This window comes from Kitasatospora sp. NPDC023385, from assembly GCF_055664045.1.
The window spans coordinates 259,649-285,270 of sequence record NZ_JBVOOL010000009.1 but is presented as its reverse complement, the minus strand read 5'-3'; the positions used below and the strand labels follow the sequence as shown (position 1 = coordinate 285,270).

Annotated in this window: 21 protein-coding genes; 12 read left to right on the top strand and 9 right to left on the bottom strand. The window is 74.0% G+C overall.

Annotation, left to right across the window (positions count from 1 at the left end; all coding sequences use genetic code 11):
• Positions 1-237 precede the first annotated feature (237 nt).
• Positions 238-645 (top strand): YciI family protein, encoded by a 408-nt coding sequence (locus AC0B61_RS17370; RefSeq protein ID WP_471741517.1) that lies wholly within the window; start codon positions 238-240, stop codon positions 643-645.
• Positions 646-653: 8 nt separating this feature from the next.
• Positions 654-1,811 carry an RNA polymerase sigma factor gene (locus AC0B61_RS17365; RefSeq protein ID WP_471741531.1) on the top strand — a complete coding sequence of 386 codons (1,158 nt, stop codon included), beginning with the start codon at positions 654-656 and terminating at the stop codon, positions 1,809-1,811.
• A gap of 55 nt (positions 1,812-1,866) precedes the next feature.
• Here the strand turns inward: AC0B61_RS17365 and AC0B61_RS17360 are convergent, their stop codons facing one another.
• From AC0B61_RS17360 to AC0B61_RS17340, 5 genes are all read right to left on the bottom strand, one after another.
• Complete coding sequence (locus AC0B61_RS17360; RefSeq protein ID WP_471741516.1) at positions 1,867-3,177, bottom strand: DUF58 domain-containing protein; 1,311 nt, start codon at positions 3,175-3,177, stop codon at positions 1,867-1,869.
• Between the two features lie 116 nt (positions 3,178-3,293).
• Entirely contained in the window at positions 3,294-4,277 is a 984-nt protein-coding gene (locus AC0B61_RS17355; RefSeq protein ID WP_471741530.1) for an AAA family ATPase, read from the bottom strand.
• Positions 4,278-4,306: 29 nt separating this feature from the next.
• A complete protein-coding gene (locus AC0B61_RS17350) occupies positions 4,307-5,527 on the bottom strand; it encodes a DUF4350 domain-containing protein (RefSeq protein ID WP_471741515.1) in 1,221 nt (406 codons plus the stop codon).
• Positions 5,524-6,270 (bottom strand): DUF4129 domain-containing protein, encoded by a 747-nt coding sequence (locus tag AC0B61_RS17345; protein WP_471741514.1) that lies wholly within the window; start codon positions 6,268-6,270, stop codon positions 5,524-5,526. The genes AC0B61_RS17350 and AC0B61_RS17345 overlap by 4 nt, the downstream gene beginning before the upstream one ends.
• Before the next feature lie 5 nt (positions 6,271-6,275).
• Positions 6,276-7,466: a DUF7847 domain-containing protein gene (locus AC0B61_RS17340; RefSeq protein ID WP_471741513.1), complete on the bottom strand. Its 1,191-nt coding sequence runs from the start codon at positions 7,464-7,466 to the stop codon at positions 6,276-6,278.
• A 298-nt stretch (positions 7,467-7,764) separates the two neighbouring features.
• Here AC0B61_RS17340 and mtrA point away from each other — a divergent pair, with 298 nt between their 5' ends.
• From mtrA to AC0B61_RS17325, 3 genes are read left to right on the top strand one after another with little or no spacing between them, the layout of a single operon-like run.
• Positions 7,765-8,442, top strand: coding sequence for an MtrAB system response regulator MtrA (gene mtrA, locus AC0B61_RS17335; RefSeq protein ID WP_030247322.1), 678 nt, complete (start codon positions 7,765-7,767; stop codon positions 8,440-8,442).
• 1 nt (position 8,443) lies between these two features.
• On the top strand, positions 8,444-10,549 hold the full coding sequence (gene mtrB / locus AC0B61_RS17330; protein ID WP_471741512.1) for an MtrAB system histidine kinase MtrB: 2,106 nt from the start codon (positions 8,444-8,446) through the stop codon (positions 10,547-10,549).
• Positions 10,524-12,419 (top strand): LpqB family beta-propeller domain-containing protein, encoded by a 1,896-nt coding sequence (locus tag AC0B61_RS17325; protein WP_471741511.1) that lies wholly within the window; start codon positions 10,524-10,526, stop codon positions 12,417-12,419. The genes mtrB and AC0B61_RS17325 overlap by 26 nt, the downstream gene beginning before the upstream one ends.
• A 64-nt stretch (positions 12,420-12,483) precedes the next feature.
• Here the strand turns inward: AC0B61_RS17325 and AC0B61_RS17320 are convergent, their stop codons facing one another.
• The gene (locus AC0B61_RS17320) at positions 12,484-13,224 is read right to left on the bottom strand and encodes a ComF family protein (RefSeq protein WP_471741510.1); all 741 of its coding nucleotides are present in this window, start codon (positions 13,222-13,224) and stop codon (positions 12,484-12,486) included.
• Positions 13,225-13,592: 368 nt separating this feature from the next.
• Between AC0B61_RS17320 and hpf the strand changes: the two genes are divergently transcribed.
• Both hpf and AC0B61_RS17310 read left to right on the top strand, forming a co-directional pair.
• The gene (gene hpf / locus AC0B61_RS17315) at positions 13,593-14,288 is read left to right on the top strand and encodes a ribosome hibernation-promoting factor, HPF/YfiA family (RefSeq protein WP_471741509.1); all 696 of its coding nucleotides are present in this window, start codon (positions 13,593-13,595) and stop codon (positions 14,286-14,288) included.
• Positions 14,289-14,493: 205 nt separating this feature from the next.
• Complete coding sequence (locus tag AC0B61_RS17310) at positions 14,494-15,246, top strand: response regulator (RefSeq protein ID WP_030247312.1); 753 nt, start codon at positions 14,494-14,496, stop codon at positions 15,244-15,246.
• Positions 15,247-15,257: 11 nt separating this feature from the next.
• Here AC0B61_RS17310 and AC0B61_RS17305 read toward each other — a convergent pair whose 3' ends face one another.
• Complete coding sequence (locus AC0B61_RS17305; RefSeq protein WP_471741508.1) at positions 15,258-16,469, bottom strand: winged helix-turn-helix domain-containing protein; 1,212 nt, start codon at positions 16,467-16,469, stop codon at positions 15,258-15,260.
• 77 nt (positions 16,470-16,546) lie between these two features.
• Positions 16,547-17,104, bottom strand: a complete 558-nt coding sequence (locus tag AC0B61_RS17300; protein WP_471741507.1) for a GNAT family N-acetyltransferase — start codon at positions 17,102-17,104, stop codon at positions 16,547-16,549.
• Positions 17,105-17,346: 242 nt separating this feature from the next.
• Between AC0B61_RS17300 and secA the strand changes: the two genes are divergently transcribed.
• Entirely contained in the window at positions 17,347-20,109 is a 2,763-nt protein-coding gene (gene secA, locus AC0B61_RS17295; protein ID WP_471741506.1) for a preprotein translocase subunit SecA, read from the top strand.
• Positions 20,110-20,198: 89 nt separating this feature from the next.
• Here the strand turns inward: secA and AC0B61_RS17290 are convergent, their stop codons facing one another.
• Positions 20,199-20,687, bottom strand: coding sequence for an Rv3235 family protein (locus AC0B61_RS17290; protein ID WP_471741505.1), 489 nt, complete (start codon positions 20,685-20,687; stop codon positions 20,199-20,201).
• Positions 20,688-21,030: 343 nt separating this feature from the next.
• Between AC0B61_RS17290 and AC0B61_RS17285 the strand changes: the two genes are divergently transcribed.
• From AC0B61_RS17285 to pruA, 4 genes are all read left to right on the top strand, one after another.
• Complete coding sequence (locus AC0B61_RS17285; RefSeq protein ID WP_471741504.1) at positions 21,031-22,221, top strand: patatin-like phospholipase family protein; 1,191 nt, start codon at positions 21,031-21,033, stop codon at positions 22,219-22,221.
• A gap of 115 nt (positions 22,222-22,336) precedes the next feature.
• Positions 22,337-22,846 (top strand): DUF6912 family protein, encoded by a 510-nt coding sequence (locus AC0B61_RS17280; RefSeq protein WP_471741503.1) that lies wholly within the window; start codon positions 22,337-22,339, stop codon positions 22,844-22,846.
• Positions 22,847-22,934: 88 nt separating this feature from the next.
• The gene (locus AC0B61_RS17275; protein WP_471741502.1) at positions 22,935-23,591 is read left to right on the top strand and encodes an HAD family hydrolase; all 657 of its coding nucleotides are present in this window, start codon (positions 22,935-22,937) and stop codon (positions 23,589-23,591) included.
• A 181-nt stretch (positions 23,592-23,772) separates the two neighbouring features.
• The gene (gene pruA / locus AC0B61_RS17270) at positions 23,773-25,398 is read left to right on the top strand and encodes an L-glutamate gamma-semialdehyde dehydrogenase (RefSeq protein ID WP_471741529.1); all 1,626 of its coding nucleotides are present in this window, start codon (positions 23,773-23,775) and stop codon (positions 25,396-25,398) included.
• The last annotated feature ends 224 nt before the right edge of the window (positions 25,399-25,622 follow it).

The window sequence follows — 25,622 nt, the reverse complement described above, 5'->3', positions numbered from 1 at the left end:
CAGGGGGGACCCTGTGGGAGAGTAGGACGCCGCCGAACAATCTTTCAGAAGAACCCCCATCCGGGATCCGGATGGGGGTTCTTCGCGTTTCCGGGCCATGGGAGCGGGGGTGGCCGGGGCGGCTGGGGCGCTGGGCCGAAGAAGTTCGGCCGGTGATGTCGAGAACCCGTGGCCTGCTCCGTCCCCGGGGTGAACGCGGCCACAATGGGTCGCATCCAGGACCAAGGGAGAAGCACGATGGCCAAGTACCTGCTGCTCAAGCACTACCGAGGCGCCCCGACCGCGGTCAACTGCGTGCCGATGGACCAGTGGACGCAGGAGGAGATCTCCGCGCACATCCGGTACATGCAGGACTTCGCGGCCCGGCTGGAGAAGACCGGCGAGTTCGTCGAGGGTCTGGCGCTCGCTCCGGAGGGGACGTGGGTGCGGTACGACGGCGAGGGCCGCCCGCCGGTGACCGACGGTCCGTTCGCGGAGACCAAGGACCTCATCGCCGGCTGGATGGTGATCGACGTCGACAGCTACGAGCGCGCCCTTGAGCTGGCCGGTGAGCTGTCGGCCGCCCCCGGGGCGGGCGGGAAGCCGATCCACGAGTGGCTGGAGCTGCGTCCGTTCCTGGCCGCGCCGCCCACCATCACGGAGTGACCTCGCCGATGAACGAGGCCCTGCTCCGGAGCCTCACCCCGGGTGTGCTCGGGATCCTCGTCCGCCGCGGAGCAGACTTCGCGGCGGGCGAGGACGCCGTACAGGAGGCCCTGGTCGAGGCGGTCCGGGTCTGGCCCGCCGACCCGCCGCGGGATCCGAAGGGCTGGCTGGTCACCGTGGCCTGGCGCAAGTTCCTCGACGCCACGAGGTCGGACACCGCGCGTCGGCGGCGCGAGGAGCTGGTCGACCAGGAGCCGGAGCCGGGGCCCGCGACCAGTGCGGACGACACGCTGCAGCTCTACTTCCTGTGCGCGCACCCGTCGTTGACGCCGTCGTCGGCGGTCGCGCTCACCCTGCGGGCGGTCGGAGGCCTGACCACCCGGCAGATCGCCCAGGCCTACCTGGTGCCGGAAGCGACCATGGCCCAGCGCATCAGCCGGGCCAAGCGGACCGTCTCCGGTGTGCGGTTCGACCAGCCCGGGGACGTCGCCACCGTGCTTCGCGTCCTCTACCTGGTCTTCAACGAGGGCTACTCCGGTGACGTCGACCTCGCCGCCGAGGCCATCCGGCTCACCCGGCAGCTCGCGGCCGTGATCGACCACCCCGAAGTGGCGGGACTGCTCGCCCTCATGCTGCTGCACCACGCCCGCCGGGCCGGCCGGACGTCCGCCGACGGGAGCCTGGTGCCGTTGGCCGAGCAGGACCGCCGCAGCTGGGACACCGGTCTGATCGCCGAGGGCGTGGCGATCCTGCAGGCGGCTCTCGCCCGGGACCGGCTGGGCGAGTTCCAGGCCCAGGCCGCCGTCGCGGCGCTGCACGCCGACGCGCCGACCGCCGAGGAGACGGACTGGGTGCAGATCGTGGAGTGGTACGACGAGCTCGTGCGTCTGACCGACAGCCCGGTCGTCCGGCTCAACCGTGCGGTGGCCGTCGGCGAGGCGGACGGGCCGCGCGCCGGGCTGGCGGCGCTCGCCGAGCTGGACGACTCGCTGCCCCGTCGGGCCGCGGTGGCGGCGTACCTCCACGAACGGGACGGCGATCCGGAGACGGCGGCCCGGCTGTACGCGGAGGCGGCCCACCGGGCGCCCAACCTCGCCGAGCGCGACTATCTGACGCGTCAGGCGGCCCGGCTCAACGCGGGGATGAAGGCCCGTCGGCGGCACTGACCGAGTGGAGCGGGGGCGTGCCGCGATCGGGGGACGACCTGTGCGCCGCCGCCCGTCAGAGTCGGCCGGCCGCCTTCAGCGCCAGGTAGGAGTCGGCCAGGGCCGGGGCGATCTGCGCGGGCGGGGCGTCGAGGACGGTGACGCCGTGGCGGGTGAGGCGGTCGGCGGTGGCGCGCCGGTCGGTGCGGGTCTGCTCGGCGGCCGCGGCGCCGTAGACGGCCTCCAGGGTGCCGCGGCCGGCGGCGAGGACGTCCAGCCGCGGGTCGGCGACGGAGGCGAGGACGACCTCGTGGCGCTTGGTGAGCAGCGGCAGCAGCGGGCGCAGGCCGTCCTCGACCGGGGCCGCGTCGAGGCCGGTGAGCAGGACGACGAGTGAGCGGTGCGGCGCCATCCTGAGGGCGGTGGAGACCAGCGCGCGCATGTCGGTCTCGTGCAGGGCGGGTTGGAGGCCGGCCATCGCGTTGGTGAAGGCGGGCAGGACCTCGTGGGCCGAGCAGCCGGCGACGGCGACGCGCTTGCGGGCGTCGTGGGCGAGCAGGTCGACGCGGTCGCCGGCCCGGGTGGCGAGGGCGGTCAGGAGCAGGGCCGCGTCGAGTGCGGCGTCGAGGCGGGGGGCGTCACCGACGCGGCCGGCCGAGGTGCGGCCGGTGTCGAGGACGACGAGGATGTGCCGGTCGCGTTCCGGGCGCCAGGTGCGGACGGCGACGGCGTTGCGGCGGGCGCTGGCGCGCCAGTCGATGGAGCGGACGTCGTCGCCGGGCAGGTACTCGCGCAGGGAGTCGAACTCGGTGCCCTGGCCGCGGGTCAACATCGAGGTGCGGCCGTCGAGTTCGCGGAGCCGGGCGAGCCGGGAGGGCAGGTGCTTGCGGCTGGCGAACGGCGGGAGCGCGCGGACCGTCCACGGGACCAGGTGCGAGCCCTGGCGGGCGGCCAGGCCGAGCGGGCCGAGCGAGCGGACCGTCACCCGGTGGGCGTGGTGGTCGCCGCGGCGGGTCGGGGTGAGCACGGTGGCGGCGCGGCGCCGTTCGCCGCCGGGGACGGTCAGGGGGTGCCGGGAGGAGGCCTCGGCGGTGCCGGGGCGCCAGGCGGACGGCGCCCAGGCGTCGCGGACCAGGGCCCGGAGGAGGCGGCCGGACGGGTTGGTGACGGTGAGTTCGACCGTGGCGCTCTCGCCGAGCCGGACGGTGGTGTCGCCGCCCCGGCCGAACCGAAGGCTGCGGACGGGCGCGGCGAGCACCAGGTCGACCACGACGGCGACCAGGACGGCGCCGGTGACCACGCCGATTCCGGCCCAGGACGGCAGCAGCGGGCCCACGACGAGCGCGCCGAGCGCGGCGAGCAGGGCGGTTCGCCCGGTGAGGGCCATGCGGTGCGCTCCTTCGGGGGCCCGTCGACCGGGAGCCGGCGCACCGACGGGCGGTGGATCAGCGGGGGCGGTGGGTCGACGAGCGGTGGGCTCAGTGAGGGGGTAGTGGTGACGGGTCAGCGGGGTGCGGGCGTCTGGGCGAGGACGGCCTGGATGACGGAGTCGGCGGTGACGCCCTCCATCTCGGCCTCGGCGCGCAGCGCCACCCGGTGCCGCAGGGTGGGCAGGGCGAGTGCCTTGACGTCGTCCGGGGTGACGTAGTCGCGGCCGGCCAGCCAGGCCCAGGCGCGCGAGGCGGCGAGCAGGGCGGTGGCGCCGCGCGGGGAGACGCCGATGGACAGCGACGGGGACTGCCGGGTGGCCCGGCAGAGGTCGACGATGTAGGCGAGGACCTCGGGGGAGACGGTCAGCTCGGCGATCTGGGCGCGGGCGGCGGCGAGGTGCTCGGGCCCGGCGACCGGGCGGACGCCGGCCGCGGCGAGGTCGCGGGGGTCGAAGCCGGCGGCGTGCCGGGCGAGGACCTGGAACTCCTGGTCGCGGTCGGGCAGCGGCAGGACCAGCTTGAGCAGGAAGCGGTCCAGCTGGGCCTCGGGCAGCGCATAGGTGCCCTCGTACTCGACCGGGTTCTGGGTCGCGGCGACCAGGAACGGCACGGGCAGCGCGCGCGGCTCGCCGTCCACCGTGACCTGGCGCTCCTCCATGGCCTCCAGCAGGGCGGCCTGGGTCTTCGGCGGGGTGCGGTTGATCTCGTCGGCGAGCAGCAGGTTGGTGAAGACCGGGCCGGGCTGGAAGGAGAACTCGGCGGTGCGGGCGTCGTAGACGAGCGAGCCGGTGACGTCGCCGGGCATCAGGTCGGGGGTGAACTGGATGCGCTTGGTCTCCAGGCTGAGCGCGGTCGACAGGGTGCGGACCAGCAGGGTCTTGGCGACGCCGGGGACACCCTCCAGCAGCACGTGACCGCCGCAGAGCAGCGCGACCACCAGCCCGGTGACGGCGGCGTCCTGGCCCACCACGGCCTTGCCGATCTCGGCGCGCAGGGCGGTCAGCGCGGCCCGCGGGTCGAGGGCGGTGCCGGGGGCAGCGGGTGCCGTGCCGGGGATGGAGCGGAGCTGGGCGGTTGCCTGGTCGGTCACGGGTTCCGTACCTGCCTTTCGAGGGCGTCGAGGTCGTCGGCGAGCCGCAGCAGTGCGGTGTCGTCGGTCGGGGGCGGGCCGTACAGCAGGGCCCGGACGTCCCCGGCGGGCCGTTCGCGCAGCCGGCCGGCCGCGGCCGCGCAGAGGGCGTCGGGGTCGGGCGCGCCGGCGTGCAGCGGGACACCCAGGGCCGGGGCGAGGCGGTGGGCGGCGGCGCGGCGCAGGGCCTCGGCGGCGCGGCCGCGGGCCTTGGCCCGCCGGTAGAGCCGGGCACGGCCCTCGGTCGTCTCGGAGGCCCGGACCACCACGGGCAGGTCCTCGCTGACCACCGGGCCGAGCCGGCGGCCGCGCCAGAGCGCGGCGAGCACGGCGGCGACCACGAGCTGGTAGTAGGCCCAGTGCCAGCCGTTCGGGATGTAGTCGTTGAAGGTCTTGGTGCGGGCGCCCTCGGCGAGCGGGGCGGCGTAGTCCGGCAGGTGCCAGGTGAGGCGGGGCTGCGAGCCGAGCAGGCCGAGCGCGAGGGAGGCGTCGCCGTCATTGGCGAGCTGCTCGTTCTGCAGGAACGTGCCGCTGCCGAGCACGATGACGTCGCCGTCTCCGACCGGGGTGCTGACCAGCGGGTAGCCGTGGCCGCGCGGGTAGCAGCCCTCGCCGCGGCTGCCGCTGGTGTAGAGCAGGCCGCCCAGGTGGGCGCTGCCGGCGCGGGTGGCCTCGACGAGCGAGCAGTCAGCGGTGGTGCTGCGGACGGAGGCGTAGGGGAGGCCGCCGTCCTCCTCGGACGTGCGGATGCCGGGGGCGAGCGCGGTGAGGGCGGCCGGGCCCGGGGCGATCAGGACCAGGCGCCGGTGCCGGGCGGCCGCGACGGCGCGCAGCTGGGCGGGGTCGAGCAGGTCGGGCTCGGGCAGTACGAGGGTGTCGGGGCCGCCGGGGCTGCCGGTCGGGTCGGTGGCGAACTCGGCCTTGAGGCCCTGGTGTTGGAGCAGGGCGACGACGGCGTGGGCGCCGTCGCTGTCGTACGAGCGGGGGTCGAGCGGCGGGTAGCGGCGGTCCTGGCCGAGGGTGGCCACGGCGGTGGCGCCGATCAGGACGGCGGCGAGGAAGGCCAGGTACCAGCGGGCCCGGCGCCACAGCCGGCGGGGGGTGGCGGCGAGGCTGGTCGGGGCAGCGCCGACGGGTGCCTCGGCCACGGGCGGCGGGGCGGGGACGGTGCTGGTCATGCCGTTCCTCCCGAAGGCGGAGCCGAAGCCGGAGCCGAAGCCGGAGCCGAAGGCGGAGCCGTGCCGGCCGACGCCGGAGCCGCCGCGGCCGGCGTGAGGACCGGGCGGGCTCGCTCCAACGTCCGGTCGAGCTCGTGCAGCAGCCCGTACGCGGCCTGGTCGGCGGTGCGCTCGCCGAACGCGATGTCGTCGAAGGTGCGGGCGGCCGCGGCCAGCGCGGCGGCGTGCTCGGGCAGCGCCCGGCCGGCCTCGGCGGCGGCCTCGTCGGCGGTGCGGCCGGGCCGGGCGTCGAGCAGGGTGCGCTCCTCCAGGCCCCGGACCAGGGCGCGCATCTGCTCGCGGACGGCCTCGGCCCAGCGCCCGGCGGCGGCGTGCGCGGCGGCGTCCGCCCGGTACTGCGCGGCACTGCGCGCGCCGTCGGCCCCGTACACGCCGCCCAGGGCGGTGCGGGCCGCGCGTCGGGGTGCGCCGAGGCGCCACCAGAGCGCGACGCCGATCAGCACCGCGACGACCAGGAAGAGCACGAGGCCGGTGGTGCCGTCGGCGCCCTCGCCGGAGATGCTGTCGAGGGCGCTGGAGATGCGGTCGTAGAACCAGTCCATGACCCGCTGCAGGATGGACGGGTCGTGCTTGTGGTACTCGGCGTTGAGCAGCTCGTCGCGGGCGGCGTCGCGCGCCGGATCGCGCGGGACGGTGACCGGGGCGCCGCCCGCGGCGAGGAGCCTGTCCCCCCAGGTAGGCATCCGGCTCAGCGCCTCGCGGGGGCCGGGTCGGCCTGCTCGCCCCAGCCGGCGTCGCCGTACTCGGGCAGGCCGGCGGCGCGGGCGAGCTCGATGTCCAGGGCTTCGCGGCGGATCCGCTGGTCGACGTAGACCAGCACGCCGACGGCGGCCATGAAGGGGGTGGTCAGGGTGCCGGAGATGATCCCGGCGATCGCCATCACGACGACCATCGCGGCGACCTGCTGGGTGGAGTCGGTCAGGCCCTGGCGGTCGAGGCTGTCGAAGCCCAGCAGCAGGCCGACGAAGCGGAACGGCACCGCGATGACCACCGCGACGACCAGCGACAGCAGTTTGCTCAGCAGGGTGATGCCGAACACCCGCCACCAGGAGCCGCGGACCAGGCGCCGCGAGCGCGACAGCGCCGTCAGCACGCCCTGCTTCTCCAGCATCAGGGCGGGGGCGGCGAGGCTGTAGCGGATCCACAGCCAGGCGGCGACCGGCAGGGCCAGGAGGCCGACGAGGAACAGCAGGGCCGTGGTCGCTGGCTCGTTGGCGCCGCCGGCGCTGTAGCCGATGAGCGGCGCGAAGCCGAGCAGTGCGACGCCGGGGCCGATCAGGACGGTGAGCAGGGTGAGCCCGAGCAGCTGCAGGAGCCGCGGCCGGGCGTCGCGCCAGGCGTCGCCGGCGTTCGCGGAGCGGCCGAGGACGGCGCGGCTGACCACGATGGTGAGCAGCGCGGCGGCGAGCACGTCGAGCAGCAGTTGCAGTGGGAGGGTGGCCACCAGCCGCAGGGTCTGGGTGGCGGCGCCGGTCCTGCCCTTGATCAGCAGCTCCACCAGGACGGCCCCGGCCTGGGCGACCACGGCGATGCCGAGGGAGAGGGCGAGTACCGTCCGCCAGTGCCGGCGGACGGTGGTGACGGCGCCGTCGAGCAGTTCGCCGATGCCGAGCGGGCGCAGCGGGATGACCCCGGGCGTGGGGCTCTGCGGCGCGCCCCAGCCGTACGGGCGGTGGCCGCCGGGCTGCTGCCCCCACTGGGGCCGGCCGTGCGGCTGCTGTCCCCACTGGGGCTGACCGTGCGGGCCGCTCCGGCCGGGGGCGGCCTGCGGTGGTGCCGACGGCCCGGGCGCGGCGGCGGGCGCGTCGGCCGGGGGCCGGACGCCGTCGCGGGGCGGCTCGGACGAGCCGGGCGAGGCCCAGCCCGGAGTGTCGGTCATCACTGCTCCTCGGAGGGGCGTCATGGGCGCGGCTCCGGGCGGATCTTCCGCCCGCGCGCAGCGCCCATCGTGCCATGGGGTGGAAGGCGGCCCGATGGCGATCCGGTTGCTGATCGGCAACGGGGGGCCGCGGTGGCTCGGGCGGTGCGCCGGAGGGTGGGTCATGGACGGTTCGGAGCGGCTACGGCGGGGGCATTCGCCCGATATGGCCGGAATTCGGCGGCTCGGGAGTTGGCCGTTCTGGAGCATTGGCACTGCTGTGCGGCAGGTCACAATCCGGTAATGAGAAGATGGACCCATGAAGGGACGCGTCCTCGTCGTTGATGACGACTCCGCACTGGCCGAGATGCTCGGCATCGTGCTGCGGGGTGAGGGTTTTGAGCCGTTTTTCGTCGCGGATGGGGACAGGGCACTAGCCGCCTTCCGGGAGACCAAGCCGGACCTCGTCCTGCTCGACCTGATGCTGCCCGGCCGGGACGGCATCGACGTGTGCCGGCAGATCCGGGCGGAGTCCGGGATCCCGATCGTCATGCTGACCGCGAAGACCGACACGGTCGACGTCGTGGTGGGCCTGGAGTCGGGTGCCGACGACTACGTCACCAAGCCGTTCAAGCCGAAGGAGCTGGTGGCCCGGGTCCGCGCCCGACTGCGCCGCGCCGAGGAGCCGACGCCTGAGCAGCTGACCATCGGCGACCTGGTGATCGACGTCGCCGGCCACTCGGTGAAGCGGGACGGCCGGGGCATTCCGCTGACCCCGCTGGAGTTCGACCTGCTGGTCGCGCTGGCCCGCAAGCCCTGGCAGGTGTTCACCCGCGAGGTGCTGCTGGAGCAGGTCTGGGGTTACCGCCACGCGGCGGACACCCGCCTGGTCAACGTCCATGTGCAGCGCCTCCGCTCCAAGATCGAGAAGGACCCGGAGCGCCCCGAGATCGTGGTGACCGTCCGCGGCGTCGGCTACAAGGCCGGACCCAGCTGACGTGACGGAGCGGGCTGACGACACCCCGTCGGGTTCCTCGACCGACGGGGCCGGAGCCGTGCGCGGGGACGTGCTGACCTCGAGCACCCGCCCTCGGCGCGGCCGCTCCGGACTGGTCGGGCTGGTCAAGCGTCAGCTGCGCCGTCCCACGCACCGGGTGACCACGCTGTACCGCCGGTCGATCCAGCTGCGGGTGGTCGCGGTGTCGCTGCTGGCGTCCGTCGCGGTGGTCCTGGTGCTGGGCGTGGTCGTGGTGGCGCAGGTGCGCACCGGCCTGCTCGACACCAAGATGGATGCCGCCCGCGCGCAGGCCAGGATCGGCTTCCAGGTCGAGCAGAAGAAGATCGACGAGGCCAGGGACCAGCGACTGCGGGGCGCCTCCGACCCGACCGCCGACGAGACCGGCACCTGGCTGCTGCGGCAGGTCAACGACCTCGCCGGGAGCGGGCAGACCGTCTACTCGGTGATCGCGATGGCCCCCGGCACCGGCGCCGTCGTCCCGGACACCGCCGGCTTCGCGCCGCGCTACTCGGGCGACATCCAGCCCAGCAGCATTCCGGACACCCTGCGGGCCAAGCTCACCACCGAGCCGGGCCAGATGTTCGACCAGCCCACCCGGATCCACCGCTCGCCCGAGAGCGGCGGGAAGTCCGAGCCCGGGCTGGCCCTCGGCATGCAGTTCGTCGGCCCGGCCGGGAACAGCTACCAGATGTTCTACGTGTTCTCCTTCGGCCAGGAGACCGACACCCTCAACCTGGTCACCGGCACCCTGGCGACCGCCGGCGTGTTCGTGGTGATCCTCATGGGCGGCATCGCCTGGGTCGTGGTGCGCCAGGTGGTCACCCCGGTACGGATGGCCGCCGGCATCTCCGAGCGGCTCGCCGGCGGGCACCTGGAAGAGCGGATGAAGGTGACCGGGACGGACGACATCGCCCGCCTCGGCGAATCGTTCAACCGGATGGCCAACGCCCTGCAGGCGCAGATCCGCCAGTTGGAGGAGCTGTCCCGGGTGCAGCGGCGCTTCGTCTCGGACGTCTCGCACGAGCTGCGCACCCCGCTGACCACGGTCCGGATGGCCGCCGACCTCATCTACGACAGCCGCGAGGACCTGGACCCGATGGCGGCCCGCTCGGCGGAGCTGCTGCAGGGCCAGCTGGACCGCTTCGAGTCGCTGCTCGCCGACCTGCTGGAGATCAGCCGCTTCGACGCCGGCGCCGCCATCCTGGACGCCGAGCCGGTCGACCTGCGGGAGATCGTCGGCCGCGTGGTGGAGGCCGCCGAGCCGCTGGCCGAGGCCAAGGGCAGCGCGATCGCGATCCGCGGCGACGGCGAGCCGGTGCTGGCCGAGGTGGACTCCCGCCGGATCGAGCGCATCCTGCGCAACCTGGTGGTCAACGCGCTGGAGCACGGCGAGGGCCGCGACGTGGTGGTCCGGCTGGGCTCGGCGGACGGCGCGGTCGCGGTCGGCGTGCGCGACTACGGCATCGGCCTCAAGCCGGGCGAGGCGTCCCGGGTGTTCCACCGCTTCTGGCGCGCCGACCCGTCCCGGGTGCGGACCACCGGCGGCACCGGTCTGGGCCTGTCCATCGCCGTCGAGGACGCCCACCTGCACGGCGGCTGGTTGCAGGCCTGGGGCGAGCCCGGCGGCGGCTCACACTTCCGGCTGACCCTGCCGCGCACCCGCGGCGGCGAGATCTCCCGGGCGCCGTTCCGGCTGGAGCCGGAGGACTCCCGCAACAACCGGGGCCTGGGCGCGTACGGCACGCCGTACCGGCGGGCGATCACCCCGGCCGGCTCGACGGCGATGGCCGTCGCCGAGGACCAGGCCGAGACGCCGGAGGCCGCGGCCAGCGGCCTCGGCAGCGGACTCGGCGGAGTGCTGAACATCGGCCCCGGCCTCGGCCGGAACCGACTGCCCGAGGGGCCGCGCGCCAACCCCTCGGACGTGCGGGCGGCGGGGGCCGGTTACGGCGCGACCGGCGCCCAGGTCATGGTGGACCCGACGCGCGGACGGCCGTCGGTGGCACAGCGGACGGCGGAGCCGGACGTGACGGGTGGGACGGACCTGGAGGGGTCGCAGCGTGCGAAGGACCAGCAACAGGACTGAGCCGCGGCTGCTCGCGGTGGCCGGCACGCTGCTCGGCGCCCTGGTGGCGAGCGGCTGCGCGGCCATGCCGGACTCCGGCGGCATCACCAAGGTGGAGCTGTCCCAGGGCGCGGCGGACAAGAACCTGCAGGCCAGGGTCTACCCGGTGGCGCCCGGCAAGGGCGCCAAGCCGCGCGAGCTGCTGACCGGCTTCCTGGACGCGGTGACCGCCGACGAGGGGTACGAGACCGCGCGCAAGTACCTCACCGAGGGCGCCGCCGCGGCCTGGAAGCCGGAGGCCGGGATCCGGGTGCTGTCGTCCACGACGATCCCGGTCGGCCAGGACGTCACCGACACGGACAGCGTGGTCTCGGCGACGGTGCGCGGGCAGTTGGTCGCCAGCATCGACGAGAAGCACTCGTACCAGCTGGTGGCCGGGCAGGACAACAACGTCTCGTCCGACTTCTCCTTCGTCCGGGAGAAGGACGGCGAGTGGCGGATCGACAAGCTGCCGCCCGGCGTGATCATGAACGAGACCAACTTCCGGAACAGCTTCCGGCAGGTCGAACGGTTCTTCTACACCGCTCCGGACCCGTCCGCGGTGGCCTCCGGCAACGTCGGCCAGGAGGTGCTGGTCGCCGACCCGATCTACCTGCGGCGCCGGATAGACCCGCTGACCTCGGCCGCCCGCGCGCTGGTCGACGGGCCGTCGACCTGGCTCTCGCCGGTCGTCCGGACGGCCTTCCCCGACGGGGCCAAGGTCGACAAGGTGACCATCGACGACAGCCGGGTCGCCCACGTGCAGCTCGGCGCGGCCGACATCAGCGAGCCGATGGCCTGCCGCCGGATGGCGACCCAGCTCTTCTACACCCTCGCCGACCAGGGCAAGGGCCAGGTCGAGCGGCTGGAGCTGAAGGGGCCGCGCGGCGCCTGCACCGCCAGCCGCACCGACGTGCCGGCCACCGGGCCCGGCGCCCTGGCCGGGTCGACGCCCGCGACGCAGTACTACCAGCGCGCCGACGGCGCCCTGGTGGCGACCGACGAGGGGCGCCCCGGCGACCCGGTCCGCGGCGTCCTCGGCAAGCCGCAGTCGAACTCCAAGCCGCCGCTCGGCGCCGTCGCGGTCAGCCGGAGCGGCACCCAGGCCGCCGCGATCAGCGAGGACGGCCACCAGGTCTTCTCGGTGCCGCTGTCGGACAGCGCGGTGGCCCTCGGCGACCCGGTGCTCAGCTCGCCGGCGAAGCCCGGTGACAAGGAGGACGGCTTCGCCTCGCCCAGCTGGGACGGCCGCGGCGACCTCTGGGTGGTGGACCGCAACCAGCAGGGGCAGCGGGTGGTGATGGTGCGCGGCAACAAGCCGTACACCGTGCCGGTCGAGGGGCTCACCGGGCAGACCGTGCAGGCGCTGAAGATCTCCTCGGACGGCGCCCGGGTCGCCCTCGTGGTCAAGACCCCGGGCGTGGCCATCCGCTCGCTGATGTTCGGCCTGGTGGTGCACGGCGGCACCCCGCAGGCGCCGACGGTGAAGATCACCGGGCTGCGCCGGGCGGCCCCCACGCTCAGCGATGTCGCCTCCGTCTCCTGGGCGGAGACCGACCAACTGCTGGTGCTCGGCAAGGAGGCCGACCGGACCCAGCAGCTGTACTTCATCAGCACCGACGGCTCGCAGAGCACGGACACCCAGCTGCAGAGCGCCGAGAGCATGATGACCGTCGCCGCCTCGGAGTCCCGGGGGGACAGCCTGACCCAGGCGCCGCCGGTGCTCGCGATGGCGGAGGTCAAGCAGGCGGACGGGAAACCGAGCGAGCTCAAGGCCTACCGCCTGGTCAACAACCAGTGGCGGGAGGTCCCGTTGATCGACAAGCCCCGCTCGTACTTCTACGCGGGCTGACGCCGCCCCAGGCCGTCGGCATCGCTGCGGGCTGACGCGCCGTCCGGTCAGCCGGGCGGGCCGGTCAGCCGGCCGGGTGCGCCAGGGTGGCCGCGACCGTGGCGGCGGCCCGGACCGGCAGGCCGGCGGCGGCCAGTGCCCGGGCGGCCTCGGCGAGGCTGGCCCCGGTGGTCACCAGGTCGTCCACCAGGACGGGTTGACGGCCCGCCAGGCCCGCAAAGCCCGCCAGGCCCGTCCGGGCGCGCGGCAGCACGGTGAGCGCGCCGTGCAGGTTGCGGCGCCGCTCCGCCGCGTTCAGCCCCGCCTGGTCGGCGACCGGACGGGCGTGCCGCAGCAGCGACGCCGTCCGGACGTCCAACCCGGAGCGGCGCAGCGAGCGCGCGGCGGCCCCGGCCAGTCGCCGCGTCGGGTCGTGCCCCCGGGCGCGGACGGCCGAGCGGGCCGAGGGCATCGGCACCAGCAGCAGCGGCGCCGCCGCGGCTCGTGCGCCCAGGGCGGAGCGCACCGCCCGGCCCAGCGCCTCGCCGAGCGGGCCGGCCAGCCGCAGCACGCCGCGTTCCTTGTGTGCGAGCAGCAACTGCCGTACCGGGTCGGTGTAGGGGGCGGCGGCGTGCGCCCAGGGCAGCAGAGTGGGGGCGGGCCGAGCGGTGGCCAGGACGTGCCGACAGGCCGGGCAGAGCTGGGTGCGCTCGGTGCCGCAGCCCGCGCAGTTCGCCGGGAGCAGGACGTCCAGCAGCCCGGCCAGTGCGTGGCCGAACGGCCCTTGGGCGGACGGCGGACGGGTGGGGGAGGGGCTCGGCGGCACGGCTTCTCCTGGCGGCGGCAGGCACGGGGAGTGAGCACAGGATGCGCCGTATGGGGGGCGTTGTCCAGGTATTTGCCCTTACTTCACCCACGGGAGGGCAGACAGGGTGGACCAGCTTGACCGCCTGCCCGCAGTATCGGGTCATACCCGTCTTCCCGCCCGGGGAGGCGAAAAACCCGCGCGAGGTGTTCGATGAGGCTCCAGGGGGTTTCAACCGTCCCTGGTGGGGAGGAAGTGAGATGAGGGCCAGTCGTTTCCCGCCGGCGGCGGGGGGCGGTGGGCCGGCAGTGGACGGGCTGGTCCGGCTGGGTCTCAGCCCGGTCCGGTAGCACCCGGATCGGCGTCAGCACGAGGGATCGGAGTTCTGCGTGGACATCGTCGTCAAGGGCCGCAAGACCGAGGTGCCCAAGAGGTTCCGCGAGCACGTGGCCGAGAAGCTGGAGAAGGTCCAGAAGTTCGACGGCAAGGTGATCAGCCTCGACGTCGAGGTGTCCAAGGAGCACAACCCGCGGCAGGCCGACCGGTCCGAGCGGGTGGAGATCACTCTCCGTACCCGCGGGCCGGTGATCCGGGCCGAAGCCGCCGCCGGTGACCCGTACGCGGCGCTCGACCTGGCTTCGGCGAAGCTCGACGCGCAGCTGCGCAAGTCCGCGGACCGGCGCCGGGTGCACAAGGGCGGCGCGAACGGCCGTACCCCGATCAGCGTCGCCGAGGCGACCGCGGCCCTCGCCGCGCTGCCGGACACGACGGTGCAGGAGTCCGGGACGAACGGCGCCGTCCGCAAGACCATGATGGGATCCCTGGAAGTGGAGGGCGAAGGCCCGCTGGTGGTCCGGGAGAAGACGCACCCGGCCGCCCCCATGGCGCTGGACCAGGCGCTCTACGAGATGGAGCTGGTCGGCCACGACTTCTACCTCTTCGTCGAGAAGGACAGCGGCCTGCCCAGCGTCGTCTACCGCCGGCACGGCTACAACTACGGCGTCATCCACCTGCAGACCGACTCCTCGGCCGGGTCGGGCAGTGGTGCGGGCGGCGCGATCGGTGGGTCCGACGACGAGGACTGACCGTCCGAGCAGCGATGGAGGGGTGACCCCGGCGGCCGCGGCCGCCGGGGTCACCGGCGTTCTGGGGCCGGGCGGTTCACGCGGCGGCACGGTCCGGGAGGGAGGGGTCACCCGAGGAGGGGGAACCGGTGCCGGACGGTGACCGGGACGGGCTCCGGGGCGTGGAATGATTGGCGTACGACGACTCTCGAAGGGGGAGGAGCGGATGGGGGATCACTTCGGGCTGGGGCCCGCGGCTGGGCCCGGGCTGCCGTTGGGGCCGGAGGACGAGCCTGCGTACGCGCCGCACCGGGGTGAGCCGATCCGGGTGCTGGTGGTGGATGACCACGCGCTGTTCCGCCGGGGGCTGGAGATCGTCCTCGCGGAGGAGCCGGACATCAAGGTCGTCGGCGAGGCGGGGGACGGCGCGGAGGCCGTGCTGAAGGCCGCCGACCTGCTGCCCGACATCATCCTCATGGACGTCCGGATGCCGCGGCGCAGCGGGATCGAGGCCTGCACGGCGATCAAGGACGTGGCGCCGAGCACCAAGATCATCATGTTGACGATAAGCGACGAGGAGGCCGACCTCTACGAGGCGATCAAGGCCGGGGCCACCGGCTACCTGCTCAAGGAGATCTCCACCGACGAGGTCGCCACCGCGATCCGTGCGGTCGCCGACGGGCAGTCGCAGATCAGCCCGTCGATGGCCTCCAAGCTGCTCACCGAGTTCAAGTCGATGATCCAGCGCCGCTCCGACGACCGGGACCTGGTACCCGCACCCCGGCTCACCGACCGGGAGTTGGAGGTGCTCAAGCTGGTGGCGACCGGGATGAACAACCGGGAGATCGCCAAGGAGCTGTTCATCAGCGAGAACACCGTGAAGAACCACGTGCGCAACATCCTGGAGAAGCTGCAACTGCACTCCAGGATGGAGGCCGTGGTGTACGCGATGCGGGAGAAGATCCTCGAAATAGGGTGAGCGGGCGCGGCTCAGCCGTTCGCCAGCAGCTTCTCCAGGGCGGGGCGCAGCCGCTCGTCGTGCAGCGCCCCGACCCGCACGGTGTCGCAGCCGACCCAGGCGGCCGCCTCGCGCAGGGCCGTCGCCAGCGCTTCGACGTGCCGGGCGCCCCGCTCTCGGTCGCCGGTCAGCGAGACCTGCCGGGCGACCAGGGTGCGCCCCTCGCGGGCCGGGTCGACCCGGCCCACCAGCCGGCCGCCGGCCAGTAGCGGCATCGCGAAGTATCCGTGCACCCGCTTGTGCTTGGGGGTGTAGGCCTCCAGCCGGTGCGCCATGTCGAAGATCCGCTCGGTGCGGGCGCGGTCCCAGACCAGCGAGTCGAACGGCGAGAGCAGCGTGGTGCGGTGGCGCCCGCGCGGGGTGGTGGCGAGGGCGGCCGGATCGGCCCAGGCCGGGGCCGGGGTGCCGGCCGGGCCCCAGCCGGCCACCTCGACCGGGACGAGCCCGCAGTCCGCGAGCACCGGGTCCAACTCCTCGGCGCGCAGCCGGTGGTAGTCCAGCAGGTCGGCCCGGGTGGCGACGCCGAGCGCGGCGCCGGCCTGGGCGACCAGGGTGCGCACGCACTCCTCGTCCGACCGCTCCTGGCCGAACAGGGCGTCGGGGATGGCGTGTTCGGCCAGGGCGTAGACGCGCTTCCAACCGCGGCGCTCGGTGCAGACCACGTCGCCGAAGGCCAGCGCCCGCTCGACCGCGATCTTGGCGTCGGACCAGTCCCACCACTCGGCGGTCTTCTTGGCGCCTCCCAACTCGGTGGAGGTCAACGGCCCCTCGGCGCGCAGCTTGTCCAGCACCAGCCGGTAGGTCTCGGGCGTGACCTGGTGGCCCCAGAGGTGGCCGCGGTCGCGGTAGCGGCGGCGCCGGAAGGCGAACAGCGGCCACTCCTCGACCGGCAGGACGCAGGCCGCGTGCGACCAGTACTCGAAGCTGGTGCCCCCGCCCCAGTACGCCGCCTCGACGGCCGGGCGGCCGACCGCGCCGAGGCGGGCGTACGGCACCAGCTCGTGCGAGCGGGCCAGCACCGAGATGGTGTCCAACTGGACGGCGCCCAGGTGCCGCAGCACCCCGCGCACCCCGGCCCGGCGGTCGGGGGCGCCCAGCAGGCCCTGGGCCCGCAGGGCCATCCGGCGGGCGTCGTCGGCGCTCAGGACGGTGGCGGGGGTGTGGTGGGCGGCTGCGGCGGTCATGCCGGCGAGCGTAGCCCGGGGCACCGACAGCGGCCCCGGGCCGGGCCCGGCGGCGGTGAGGCCGGGCCCGGCGGTGCTCAGGCCGGGTCGGAGGCCAGCAGCGAGGCGACCCAGACGTCGTGGAAGACGCCGCGCTGCTCGGTGAACGAGCGCAGGGTGCCCTCGAAGCGGTAGCCGACCTTCTCGGCGACGGCCCGGGAGCCGTCGTTGCCGACGTAGGCGTGCCACTCCAGGCGGCGCAGGCCGAGTTCGCGCAGGCCGTAGCGGGCGACGGCACGGGCGGCCTCCACGGTGTAGCCGCGGCCGCGGAACTCCTTCGCCGCCCACCAGCCGACCGCGGCGCAGCCGGGGTCGTGCGGACGCCGGACGAGCGCCTGGGAGCCGACCAGGGCGCCGGACCGGCGCTCGAACACGCACCAGATCCGGTTCGCGCCGGTGCGCCAGCCGTCGGTGGCGAAGTCCCGGACGAAGAACTCCGCGTCCTCCCGCCGGTACGGCGAGGGCACGACCGTCCAGCGCTGGATCTCCGCGTCCTGGCAGGCGGCGAACACGGCGTCGATGTCGGACTCCCGCGGGGCGCGCAGGACCAGGCGGTCGGTGGTGAGCGCGACGGATTCGGTGCGAGACTCTGCCATGCGCGGATTATTCCGCGGGACGCGGAAGACGGGCATCCGAATAAGGGGCCAACTCCTCGACCCGTCGACCGTTTTGTCCCGGTGGACGGCGCTATCGGGCCATGTGCTCGCGCGGGTGACACGGGAATACGGTGCTGACGCACCTCCCGGGGCATTGGACTCCTCGCATACGATGGCCCGTGCGGTGGGGTGAACCCGTCGTGCAGTCGTCCAGTGCCAATACAGGCAAGGAGCCCGCTCAAGTGTCCGTCTTCGACAAGATCCTGCGCGCAGGCGAGGGCAAGATCCTTCGCAAGCTGCAGCGGATTGCTGCCCAGGTCAACTCCATCGAAGAGGACTTCGTCAACCTCACCGACGCCGAGCTGCGCGCACTGACCGACGAGTACAAGCAGCGGCTCTCGGACGGCGAGACCCTGGACGACATCCTCCCCGAGGCGTTCGCCACCGTCCGCGAGGCGGCCAAGCGCGTGCTCGGCCAGCGGCACTACGACGTCCAGATCATGGGCGGCGCGGCCCTGCACCTCGGGTACGTCGCCGAGATGCGCACCGGTGAGGGCAAGACCCTCGTCGGCACCCTGCCGACGTACCTGAACGCGCTGACCGGCAAGGGCGTCCACCTGATCACCGTCAACGACTACCTCGCCGAGCGCGACTCGGAGTGGATGGGCCGGGTGCACCGCTTCCTCGGCCTCGAAGTCGGCGTGATCCTCGGCAGCATGACGCCCGCCGAGCGCAAGCGCCAGTACGCGATGGACATCACGTACGGCACCAACAACGAGTTCGGCTTCGACTACCTGCGCGACAACATGGCCTGGTCGAAGGACGAACTCGTCCAGCGCGGCCACAACTTCGCGGTCGTCGACGAGGTCGACTCGATCCTCATCGACGAGGCCCGCACGCCGCTGATCATCTCCGGCCCGGCCGACCAGGCGACCAAGTGGTACGCCGACTTCGCCAAGCTGGTGCAGCGCCTGAAGATCGACCGCGACTACGAGGTCGACGAGAAGAAGCGCACCGTCGGCATCCTGGAGGAGGGCGTCGCCCGGGTCGAGGACTACCTCGGCATCGACAACCTCTACGAGTCGGTGAACACCCCGCTCGTCGGCTTCCTGAACAACGCCATCAAGGCGAAGGAGCTGTACAAGGCGGACAAGGACTACGTCGTCATGAACGGCGAGGTCATGATCGTCGACGAGCACACCGGCCGCATCCTGGCCGGCCGCCGCTACAACGAGGGCATGCACCAGGCGATCGAGGCGAAGGAGGGGGTGGAGGTCCAGAACGAGAACCAGACGCTGGCCACCATCACCCTGCAGAACTTCTTCCGCCTGTACGGCAAGCTCGCGGGCATGACGGGTACCGGCACCACCGAGGCCGCCGAGTTCCACCAGATCTACAAGCTCGGCGTCGTCCCGATCCCGACCAACAAGGACCCGCTGCGCATCGACCAGCCCGACCTGATCTACAAGTCGGAGCCGGCCAAGTTCGCCGCCGTGGTCGAGGACATCGCCAAGAAGCACGAGCTGGGCCAGCCGGTGCTGGTCGGCACCGTGTCGGTCGAGAAGTCCGAGTACCTCTCCCAGGAGCTCCGCAAGCGCGGCATCCCGCACGAGGTGCTGAACGCCAAGCACCACGAGCGCGAGGCGCAGATCGTCGCGCAGGCCGGCCGCAAGGGCGCCGTCACCGTCGCCACCAACATGGCCGGCCGCGGCACCGACATCATGCTGGGCGGCAACGCCGACCACCTGGCCGCCGCCGAGCTGGCGCAGCGCGGGCTGACCCCGACGGACACCCCGGAGGAGTACGAGGCCGCCTTCCCGGCCGCGCTGGAGAAGGCCAAGGCGTCCGTCAAGGCCGAGCAGGACGAGGTCAAGGAGGCCGGCGGCCTCTACGTCCTCGGCACCGAGCGGCACGAGTCCCGCCGGATCGACAACCAGCTGCGCGGCCGCTCCGGCCGTCAGGGCGACCCGGGCGAGTCCCGCTTCTACCTGTCGCTGGGCGACGACCTGATGCGCCTGTTCAAGGCCGGCATGGTCGAGCGCGTGCTCTCGATGGCCAACGTGCCCGAGGACGTGCCGATCGAGTCCAAGATGGTCACCCGCGCGATCGCCTCCGCGCAGACCCAGGTCGAGCAGCAGAACTTCGAGATCCGCAAGAACGTCCTGAAGTACGACGAGGTGCTCAACCGCCAGCGCGAGGTCATCTACGGCGAGCGCCGCCGCGTGCTGGAGGGCGAGGACCTGCAGGAGCAGGTCGGCCACTTCATGGACGACACCGTCGAGGCCTACGTCAGGGCGGCCACCGGCGAGGGCTTCGAGGACGACTGGGACCTGGACAAGCTCTGGACCGCGCTCAAGCAGCTCTACCCGCTCACCCTGGACCTGGAGGAGCTGGAGGAGGAGGCCGGCGGCCGGGCCGCGCTGACCCCCGAGTTCCTGATCAAGGTCCTCCAGGAGGACGTCCAGGCGCAGTACGGCGCCCGCGAGGACCAGCTCGGCGCGGAGATCATGCGCGAGCTGGAGCGCCGGGTCGTGCTGTCGGTGCTGGACCGCCGCTGGCGCGAGCACCTCTACGAGATGGACTACCTCCAGGAGGGCATCGGCCTGCGGGCCATGGCGCAGCGCGACCCGCTGATCGAGTACCAGCGCGAGGGCTTCGACATGTTCACCGCGATGATGGAGGGCATCAAGGAGGAGTCCGTCGGCTACCTGTTCAACCTGGAGGTCCAGGTCGAGCAGCAGGTCGAGGAGGTCCCGGTCGAGGACGCCCAGGTGGTGCTCGACAAGCTGGAGAAGGACGCCGCCCGCCCGGAGATCAAGGCCAAGGGCCTGGAGGCCCCGAAGCCGCAGCGGCTGCACTACACGGCCCCCTCGGACGAGATCGGCGGCGGTGTCATCGAGGGCGACTTCGAGGACCTCGCGCCGGAGGACGAGGGCGACGGGATGACCCGGGCCGAGCGCCGCAAGGCCGCCAAGTCGGCCAAGGGCCGCCGCCGCAAGGCCTGAGCACGCCGCAGGACGCCGCGCAGGGCGCCGTACCCGGACCGGGGCGGCGCCCTGCGCCGTTCCCCGGGCCCCCGCGCGGGCCCCCGCGTTCACCGGGCCTCCACGGCGGTGCACTGCCACTGCCCGGCCGGGCCGCGCTGCTCCAGCCGGAAGGCCACCATGTGGTGCCGCCGGCCGAGGTCGACCCGTACGCAGGCCTCCACCGCGTCGGGCGAGGGCGAGCGGTCGTGCACCGGGCCGAGCCGGGGCCGGTCGGCGACGCCGCCGCGGCGCAGCGCGCCGGCCCGGACCAGCGACGCCAGCTGCCCGTAGCCGTCCAGGCTGGTGTGCCGCATCAGCTGGCCGGAGGGCCGCGCGCCGGTGAGCACCTCGACCAGCTGGTGGGCGAACCGGGAGGCCAGCGCCCGGGGGTCGTGGGCGCGGGGGTCGTGACCGCGGGGGTCGGGGCCGGGGGCTCCGGCGCAGGCGGCGCGGGGGTGGCGCGGCCGGCGCCCGGCCGGGTCGCAGGCGCCGGCGCCCGGGGTGGGCGGGCGGCAGTGCGGGCGGGCGGTGGGATGGACGGTGCGGCGGGCGGTCACGGTGGCTCCTCGGCTGGGTGGTGCGGGTACGGACGGGTCCAGGCTGGTGGCGCCCGGCGGGCGGCGGCAAGGTCTTTACGGCGCGGTCGGGGCCGGACCGCGATTTCACCTATCCGGGTGAGGCGGCCAGTGTGGCGGCGGATCCGCGCGGCGGTCGTAGGGCGCCCGGTTGACGTGCGGGGGCGGGCCGTACGGTCCGAAAGGGGACGCTCCGGCTGGGCGGACCGGGTGGTCGGTGCCCGGCCACCCGCATTGCGCCGTACCGGATCCGCGCGCACCATCGGAGCCTGACCGGGAACCGCGGGGAGCGGAACAGCCGCCCCCACGACGACGGGCGGTCGGCATGACGACACGGGTAGCAGCAGCGGTTCCGGTCCCCGCGGCCGAGGGCACCGCCCCGCCCGCCGGGGGCGCACCCCGGCGCGGCCTGGTGCTGGGCGGCGGCGGGATGCTCGGCGCGGCCTGGACGGTCGGCGCGCTGTGCGCCGTCGAGGAGGCCACCGGGCAGCGGCCGGGCGGCGCCGACGTCCTGCTCGGCACCTCGGCGGGCGCGATCCTCGCCGCGATGCTGGCCGGCGGCGTCCGCCCGGAGGAGTTGCGCGACCACCAGCGCGGCCTGCCGATCACCGACGGCCCGCTGGCGGGGGTGGCCTTCGACTACGACACCGCGGTCGGCGGCGGGCTGCCGCTCCGGCCGCGGGCCGGCATCGGCTCGCCCGCCCTGCTGCGCGACGCCGTCCGGCACCCGCGCGACTACCCGCTGCTGACCATGGTCTCGGCGATGGCGCCGCACGGCCGGGGCTCGCTGGCGCCGGTCGGCGAGCTGGTGCGCGGCCTGCTCGGGGAGGGCGGCTGGCCGGACCCGGACGCGGACGCGGACGCGGGCGCGGGCGGCGACCCGGCGAGGGCCTCGGCGGCGGGCTCGCCGCTGAGGGTGGCCGCCGTGGACTACCGCAGCGGCCGGCGGGTGGTCTTCGGCGATCCGGACGCCCCGGCGGTCGCGGTCGCGGACGCCGTGATGGCCTCCTGCGCGATCCCCGGCTGGTTCGCGCCCGTGCGCCTGGACGGCTCGGCGTACGTGGACGGCGGCTGCTGGTCGGCCACCAACGCCGACCTGATGCTCGGCCGCGGCCTGGACGAGGTGTACGTGCTCGCCCCGATGGCCCTGCGGCTGGGGCCGCGAGCCGACCGGGCCGACCGCGCAGACCGCCCCGAGGGATCCGACCGCCCCGAGGGGTCCGGCCCGGCCGGGCGCGGGCGCGACACCCTGGCCGCCCTGCGCGAGTGGCGCGATCGGGACCGCCCGCGCGGCGTGCTGGCGCAGCTGGTCAGCCGCTACCGCCGCGCCGTCACCCGCCAGCTGCTGCGCGAGGCCGCGCTGCTGCGGGCCGAGGGCGTCCGGGTGCGGCTGCTCGCGCCCACCCTGGCGGACCTCGCGGTGATGGGCCCGAACATGATGGACCCGGCCCGCCGCGGCGCCGTCCTGGAGAGCGCCCTGCAGACCGGCCGGGAGGCGCTGCGGGCCGCCCGGTGAACGGCCGGGAAGCCGGACCGGCGGTGATCGAGGCAGCCCGGCGGAGCTTATTCTTGGGGCGCTGGAAAATCTGTGCCGCTGGAACCCCGCTGGACCGAACCGGAGAGTGCCACCGATGCGCGTGTACGTGCCCACCACCCTGACCGGTCTGGCGGCGGCCCACGAGGGCGGCACCCTGGAGGAGTCCGCGGCGTACGCCGTGACGCCCGCGCTGCGCGAGTGGTACCTCAGCGACGACATCGAGGAACTGGAGTACGCGGCGCTGAACCGGGCCGCGCAGTCCTCCCTGCGGCTGCTGGCCGCCGACCCGGACGCCCCACGCCGCCGGGTCGTGGTGGCGCTGGACGTGGCCGACGCCGGTGTACGGCCCTTCCCCGGCGACGAGTACCAGGACCAGGCCTCGCTCGGCCGGGTGGTGCTGGCCGGCCCGGTGCGGCTGGCCAAGGCGGCCGCCGTGCACGCGGACGTGGCCGACGACGAGGTGGTCACCGACGTCGCGGCGGCGGTGGCGGCGGTGGCCGCGGCCGACACCGGCGACCAGGACGCCCAGTTCACCGTGGACGGCGCCGAGGACCACGACCTGCTCTGGTTCGCGACCCAGGAGATCCCCTCCCTGCTGGCCTGAGCGGCTGCGGCGGGCGGGCCGCCCGGGCGGCGGGCGCGTGAGCTCCGCCCTACCGGCGTGTCGGTGCCCGGCGTTACCGTTGTGCCTCGTGCGCACTCACATCGTTTGGGATTGGAACGGCACTCTCTTCCACGACATGGACGCGGTGCTCGGGGCGAGCAACGCCGCCTTCGCGACCATCGGCGTCGGGCCGATGAGCCTGCGGGAGTACCGGGAGCAGTACGAGATTCCGATCCCGCGGTTCTACCAGCGGCTGCTCGGCCGCGAGCCCTCCCCGGAGGAGTGGCTGAAGCTGGACGACGCCTTCCACGACCGCTACCGCGAGCTCAGCCCGTCCTGCGGGCTGACCGACGGCGCCCGCGAGCTGGTCGCGGGCTGGCGGGCGGCCGGGCACAGCCAGTCGCTGCTGTCCCTGTACGCGCACGAGCAGCTGGTGCCACTGTTCGACACCTTCGGCCTGGCCGGCGACTTCCTCCGGGTGGACGGCCGCCGCGGCCCGGCGGGCGGGCAGAAGGCGGAGCACTTGGTCCGGCACCTGGCCGCGCTCGGCGAGCAGGTCGACCCGGCCCGTACGGTGCTCATCGGGGACGCCGCGGACGACGCCCTGGCGGCGCTGAGCGTGGGCGCGCACGCGGTGCTGTACACCGGCGGCTCGCACACCCGGGAGAAGCTGGAGCCGGTCGGCGTGCCGGTGGTGGACACCCTGGCCGAGGCGGTCGAGCTGGCGGGCCGCATCACCGGCTGAGCGCTTCGGGCCGGGCGGGGCCCGGGGCGGCGGCAGTGGCGGGCGCCACGTCCGCCGTCCGCGTGTCTGAGCGGGCGGATCGGGCCGGGGCTGGTCAGGCTGGAGCGACAGCCCAGCAGCCAGCAGCGCTGGTCAGCTGTGGGGACAGCCCAGCAGCCAGCAGGACGGAGCCGCCATGCCCATCGACGCAGTCACCGAGGTGCCGACCCCGGTCAACGAGCCGGTGCACGCGTACGCGCCCGGCAGCCCGGAGCGGGACCGGCTGGTCCGGCGGCTGGACGAGTTGGCGGCGGAGCCGGTCCCGCTGCCGATGACCATCGGCGGCGAGCAGCGCTTCGGCGGCGGCGAGCGGACCGACGTCGTCCAGCCGCACCACCACGCAGCCAAGCTGGGCGTGCTGGGCAACGCCACCCGGGAGGACGCCCGCGCGGCGGTGGACGCGGCGCTGGACGCCGGCCGGCAGTGGCGCTCGCTGTCATTCGACGACCGCGCGGCGGTGTTCCTGCGCGCCGCCGACCTGCTGGCCGGACCCTGGCGGGAGACGCTCAACGCGGCGACCATGCTCGGCCAGTCGAAGACCGCGCAGCAGGCCGAGATCGACTCCGCCTGCGAGCTGATCGACTTCTGGCGGTTCAACGTCCACTTCGCCCGGCGGATCCTGGCCGACCAGCCGCTGTCCTCGCCGGGCGTGTGGAACCGTACGGACCACCGTCCGCTGGAGGGCTTCGTCTACGCGGTCACCCCGTTCAACTTCACCGCGATCGCCGGCAACCTGCCCACCGCGCCCGCACTGATGGGCAACACCGTGGTCTGGAAGCCCGCGCCGACCCAGACCCTGGCCGCCCACCACCTGATGCGGCTGCTGGAGGCGGCCGGCCTGCCGCCCGGTGTGATCAACCTGGTGACCGGCGACGGACTGCAGGTCTCCCCGGTGGCGCTGGCCGACCCGGCGCTCGCCGGGCTGCACTTCACCGGCTCCACCGCCACCTTCCAGTCGCTGTGGCAGACCATCGGCGCCAACATCGGCGGCTACCGGAGCTACCCGAGGATCGTCGGCGAGACCGGTGGCAAGGACTTCCTGCTGGCCCACCGCTCCGCCGACCCGGAGATCCTCCGGACCGCGCTGATCCGCGGCGCCTTCGAGTACCAGGGCCAGAAGTGTTCCGCGCTCTCCCGCGCCTACCTGCCGCGCAGCCTCTGGCAGCGGATCAAGGACGACTTCCTGGCCGAGGTGGACGCGCTCGCGGTGGGGGACGTGACCGACCTGTCCAACTTCATGGGCGCCCTGATCGACCGGCGGGCGTTCGAGAAGAACCGGGACGCCATCGAGCGCGCCAAGGCCGACCCGACGGTGGAGCTGGCGGCCGGCGGCCAGTACGACGACGCGATCGGCTGGTTCGTCCGACCGACCGTCCTGGTCTCCTCCGACCACCGGGGCGAGATCTTCCACACCGAGTACTTCGGCCCGATCCTCGCCGTCCACGTGTACGAGGACTCGCGCTGGGACGACGTGCTCGACCGGGTCGACCGCGGCGCCCCGTACGGCCTGACCGGCTCGGTGATCGCGCAGGATCGTTACGCCATCGCCCAGGCCGTCGAGGAGCTGCGCTTCGCCGCCGGGAACTTCTACATCAACGACAAGCCGACCGGCGCCGTCGTCGGCCAGCAGCCCTTCGGCGGCGGCCGGGCGTCCGGCACCAACGACAAGGCCGGCGCGGCGCAGAACCTCCTGCGCTGGACCTCGGCCCGGTCGATCAAGGAGTCCTTCGTCCCCTCGACCCACCACCGGTACCCGCACATGGGCTGAGGGTGAAGATGAGGCTCCGGTTTGGACATGCTGTCCAGGACGGACCCGACATCCTGCAGGTTTGCGCCTACCTGTCGCTGTCCACCTTCGATTGATCCGGTTACGCTGGCAGGCGTCGTCGGGTGGCTTGCAGGACGAACGAGTCGTCCTACCCACTGGGAGGACGTTTCATGCGTGCCATGAGCCCCTTTCAGTCGGATGGTGCGGCAGGATTGCGGCTGACC

Excerpts from the sequence above, each read along its gene's own strand:
- AC0B61_RS17370 (WP_471741517.1), top strand. The coding sequence starts at position 238 with ATGGCCAAGTACCTGCTGCTCAAGCACTACCGAGGCGCCCCGACCGCG.
- AC0B61_RS17365 (WP_471741531.1), top strand. The coding sequence starts at position 654 with ATGAACGAGGCCCTGCTCCGGAGCCTCACCCCGGGTGTGCTCGGGATC.
- AC0B61_RS17360 (WP_471741516.1), bottom strand. The coding sequence starts at position 3,177 with ATGGCCCTCACCGGGCGAACCGCCCTGCTCGCCGCGCTCGGCGCGCTC.
- AC0B61_RS17350 (WP_471741515.1), bottom strand. The coding sequence starts at position 5,527 with ATGACCAGCACCGTCCCCGCCCCGCCGCCCGTGGCCGAGGCACCCGTC.
- AC0B61_RS17345 (WP_471741514.1), bottom strand. The coding sequence starts at position 6,270 with ATGCCTACCTGGGGGGACAGGCTCCTCGCCGCGGGCGGCGCCCCGGTC.
- AC0B61_RS17340 (WP_471741513.1), bottom strand. The coding sequence starts at position 7,466 with ATGACCGACACTCCGGGCTGGGCCTCGCCCGGCTCGTCCGAGCCGCCC.
- mtrA (WP_030247322.1), top strand. The coding sequence starts at position 7,765 with ATGAAGGGACGCGTCCTCGTCGTTGATGACGACTCCGCACTGGCCGAG.
- AC0B61_RS17310 (WP_030247312.1), top strand. The coding sequence starts at position 14,494 with ATGGGGGATCACTTCGGGCTGGGGCCCGCGGCTGGGCCCGGGCTGCCG.
- AC0B61_RS17305 (WP_471741508.1), bottom strand. The coding sequence starts at position 16,469 with ATGACCGCCGCAGCCGCCCACCACACCCCCGCCACCGTCCTGAGCGCC.
- AC0B61_RS17300 (WP_471741507.1), bottom strand. The coding sequence starts at position 17,104 with ATGGCAGAGTCTCGCACCGAATCCGTCGCGCTCACCACCGACCGCCTG.
- AC0B61_RS17285 (WP_471741504.1), top strand. The coding sequence starts at position 21,031 with ATGACGACACGGGTAGCAGCAGCGGTTCCGGTCCCCGCGGCCGAGGGC.
- AC0B61_RS17280 (WP_471741503.1), top strand. The coding sequence starts at position 22,337 with ATGCGCGTGTACGTGCCCACCACCCTGACCGGTCTGGCGGCGGCCCAC.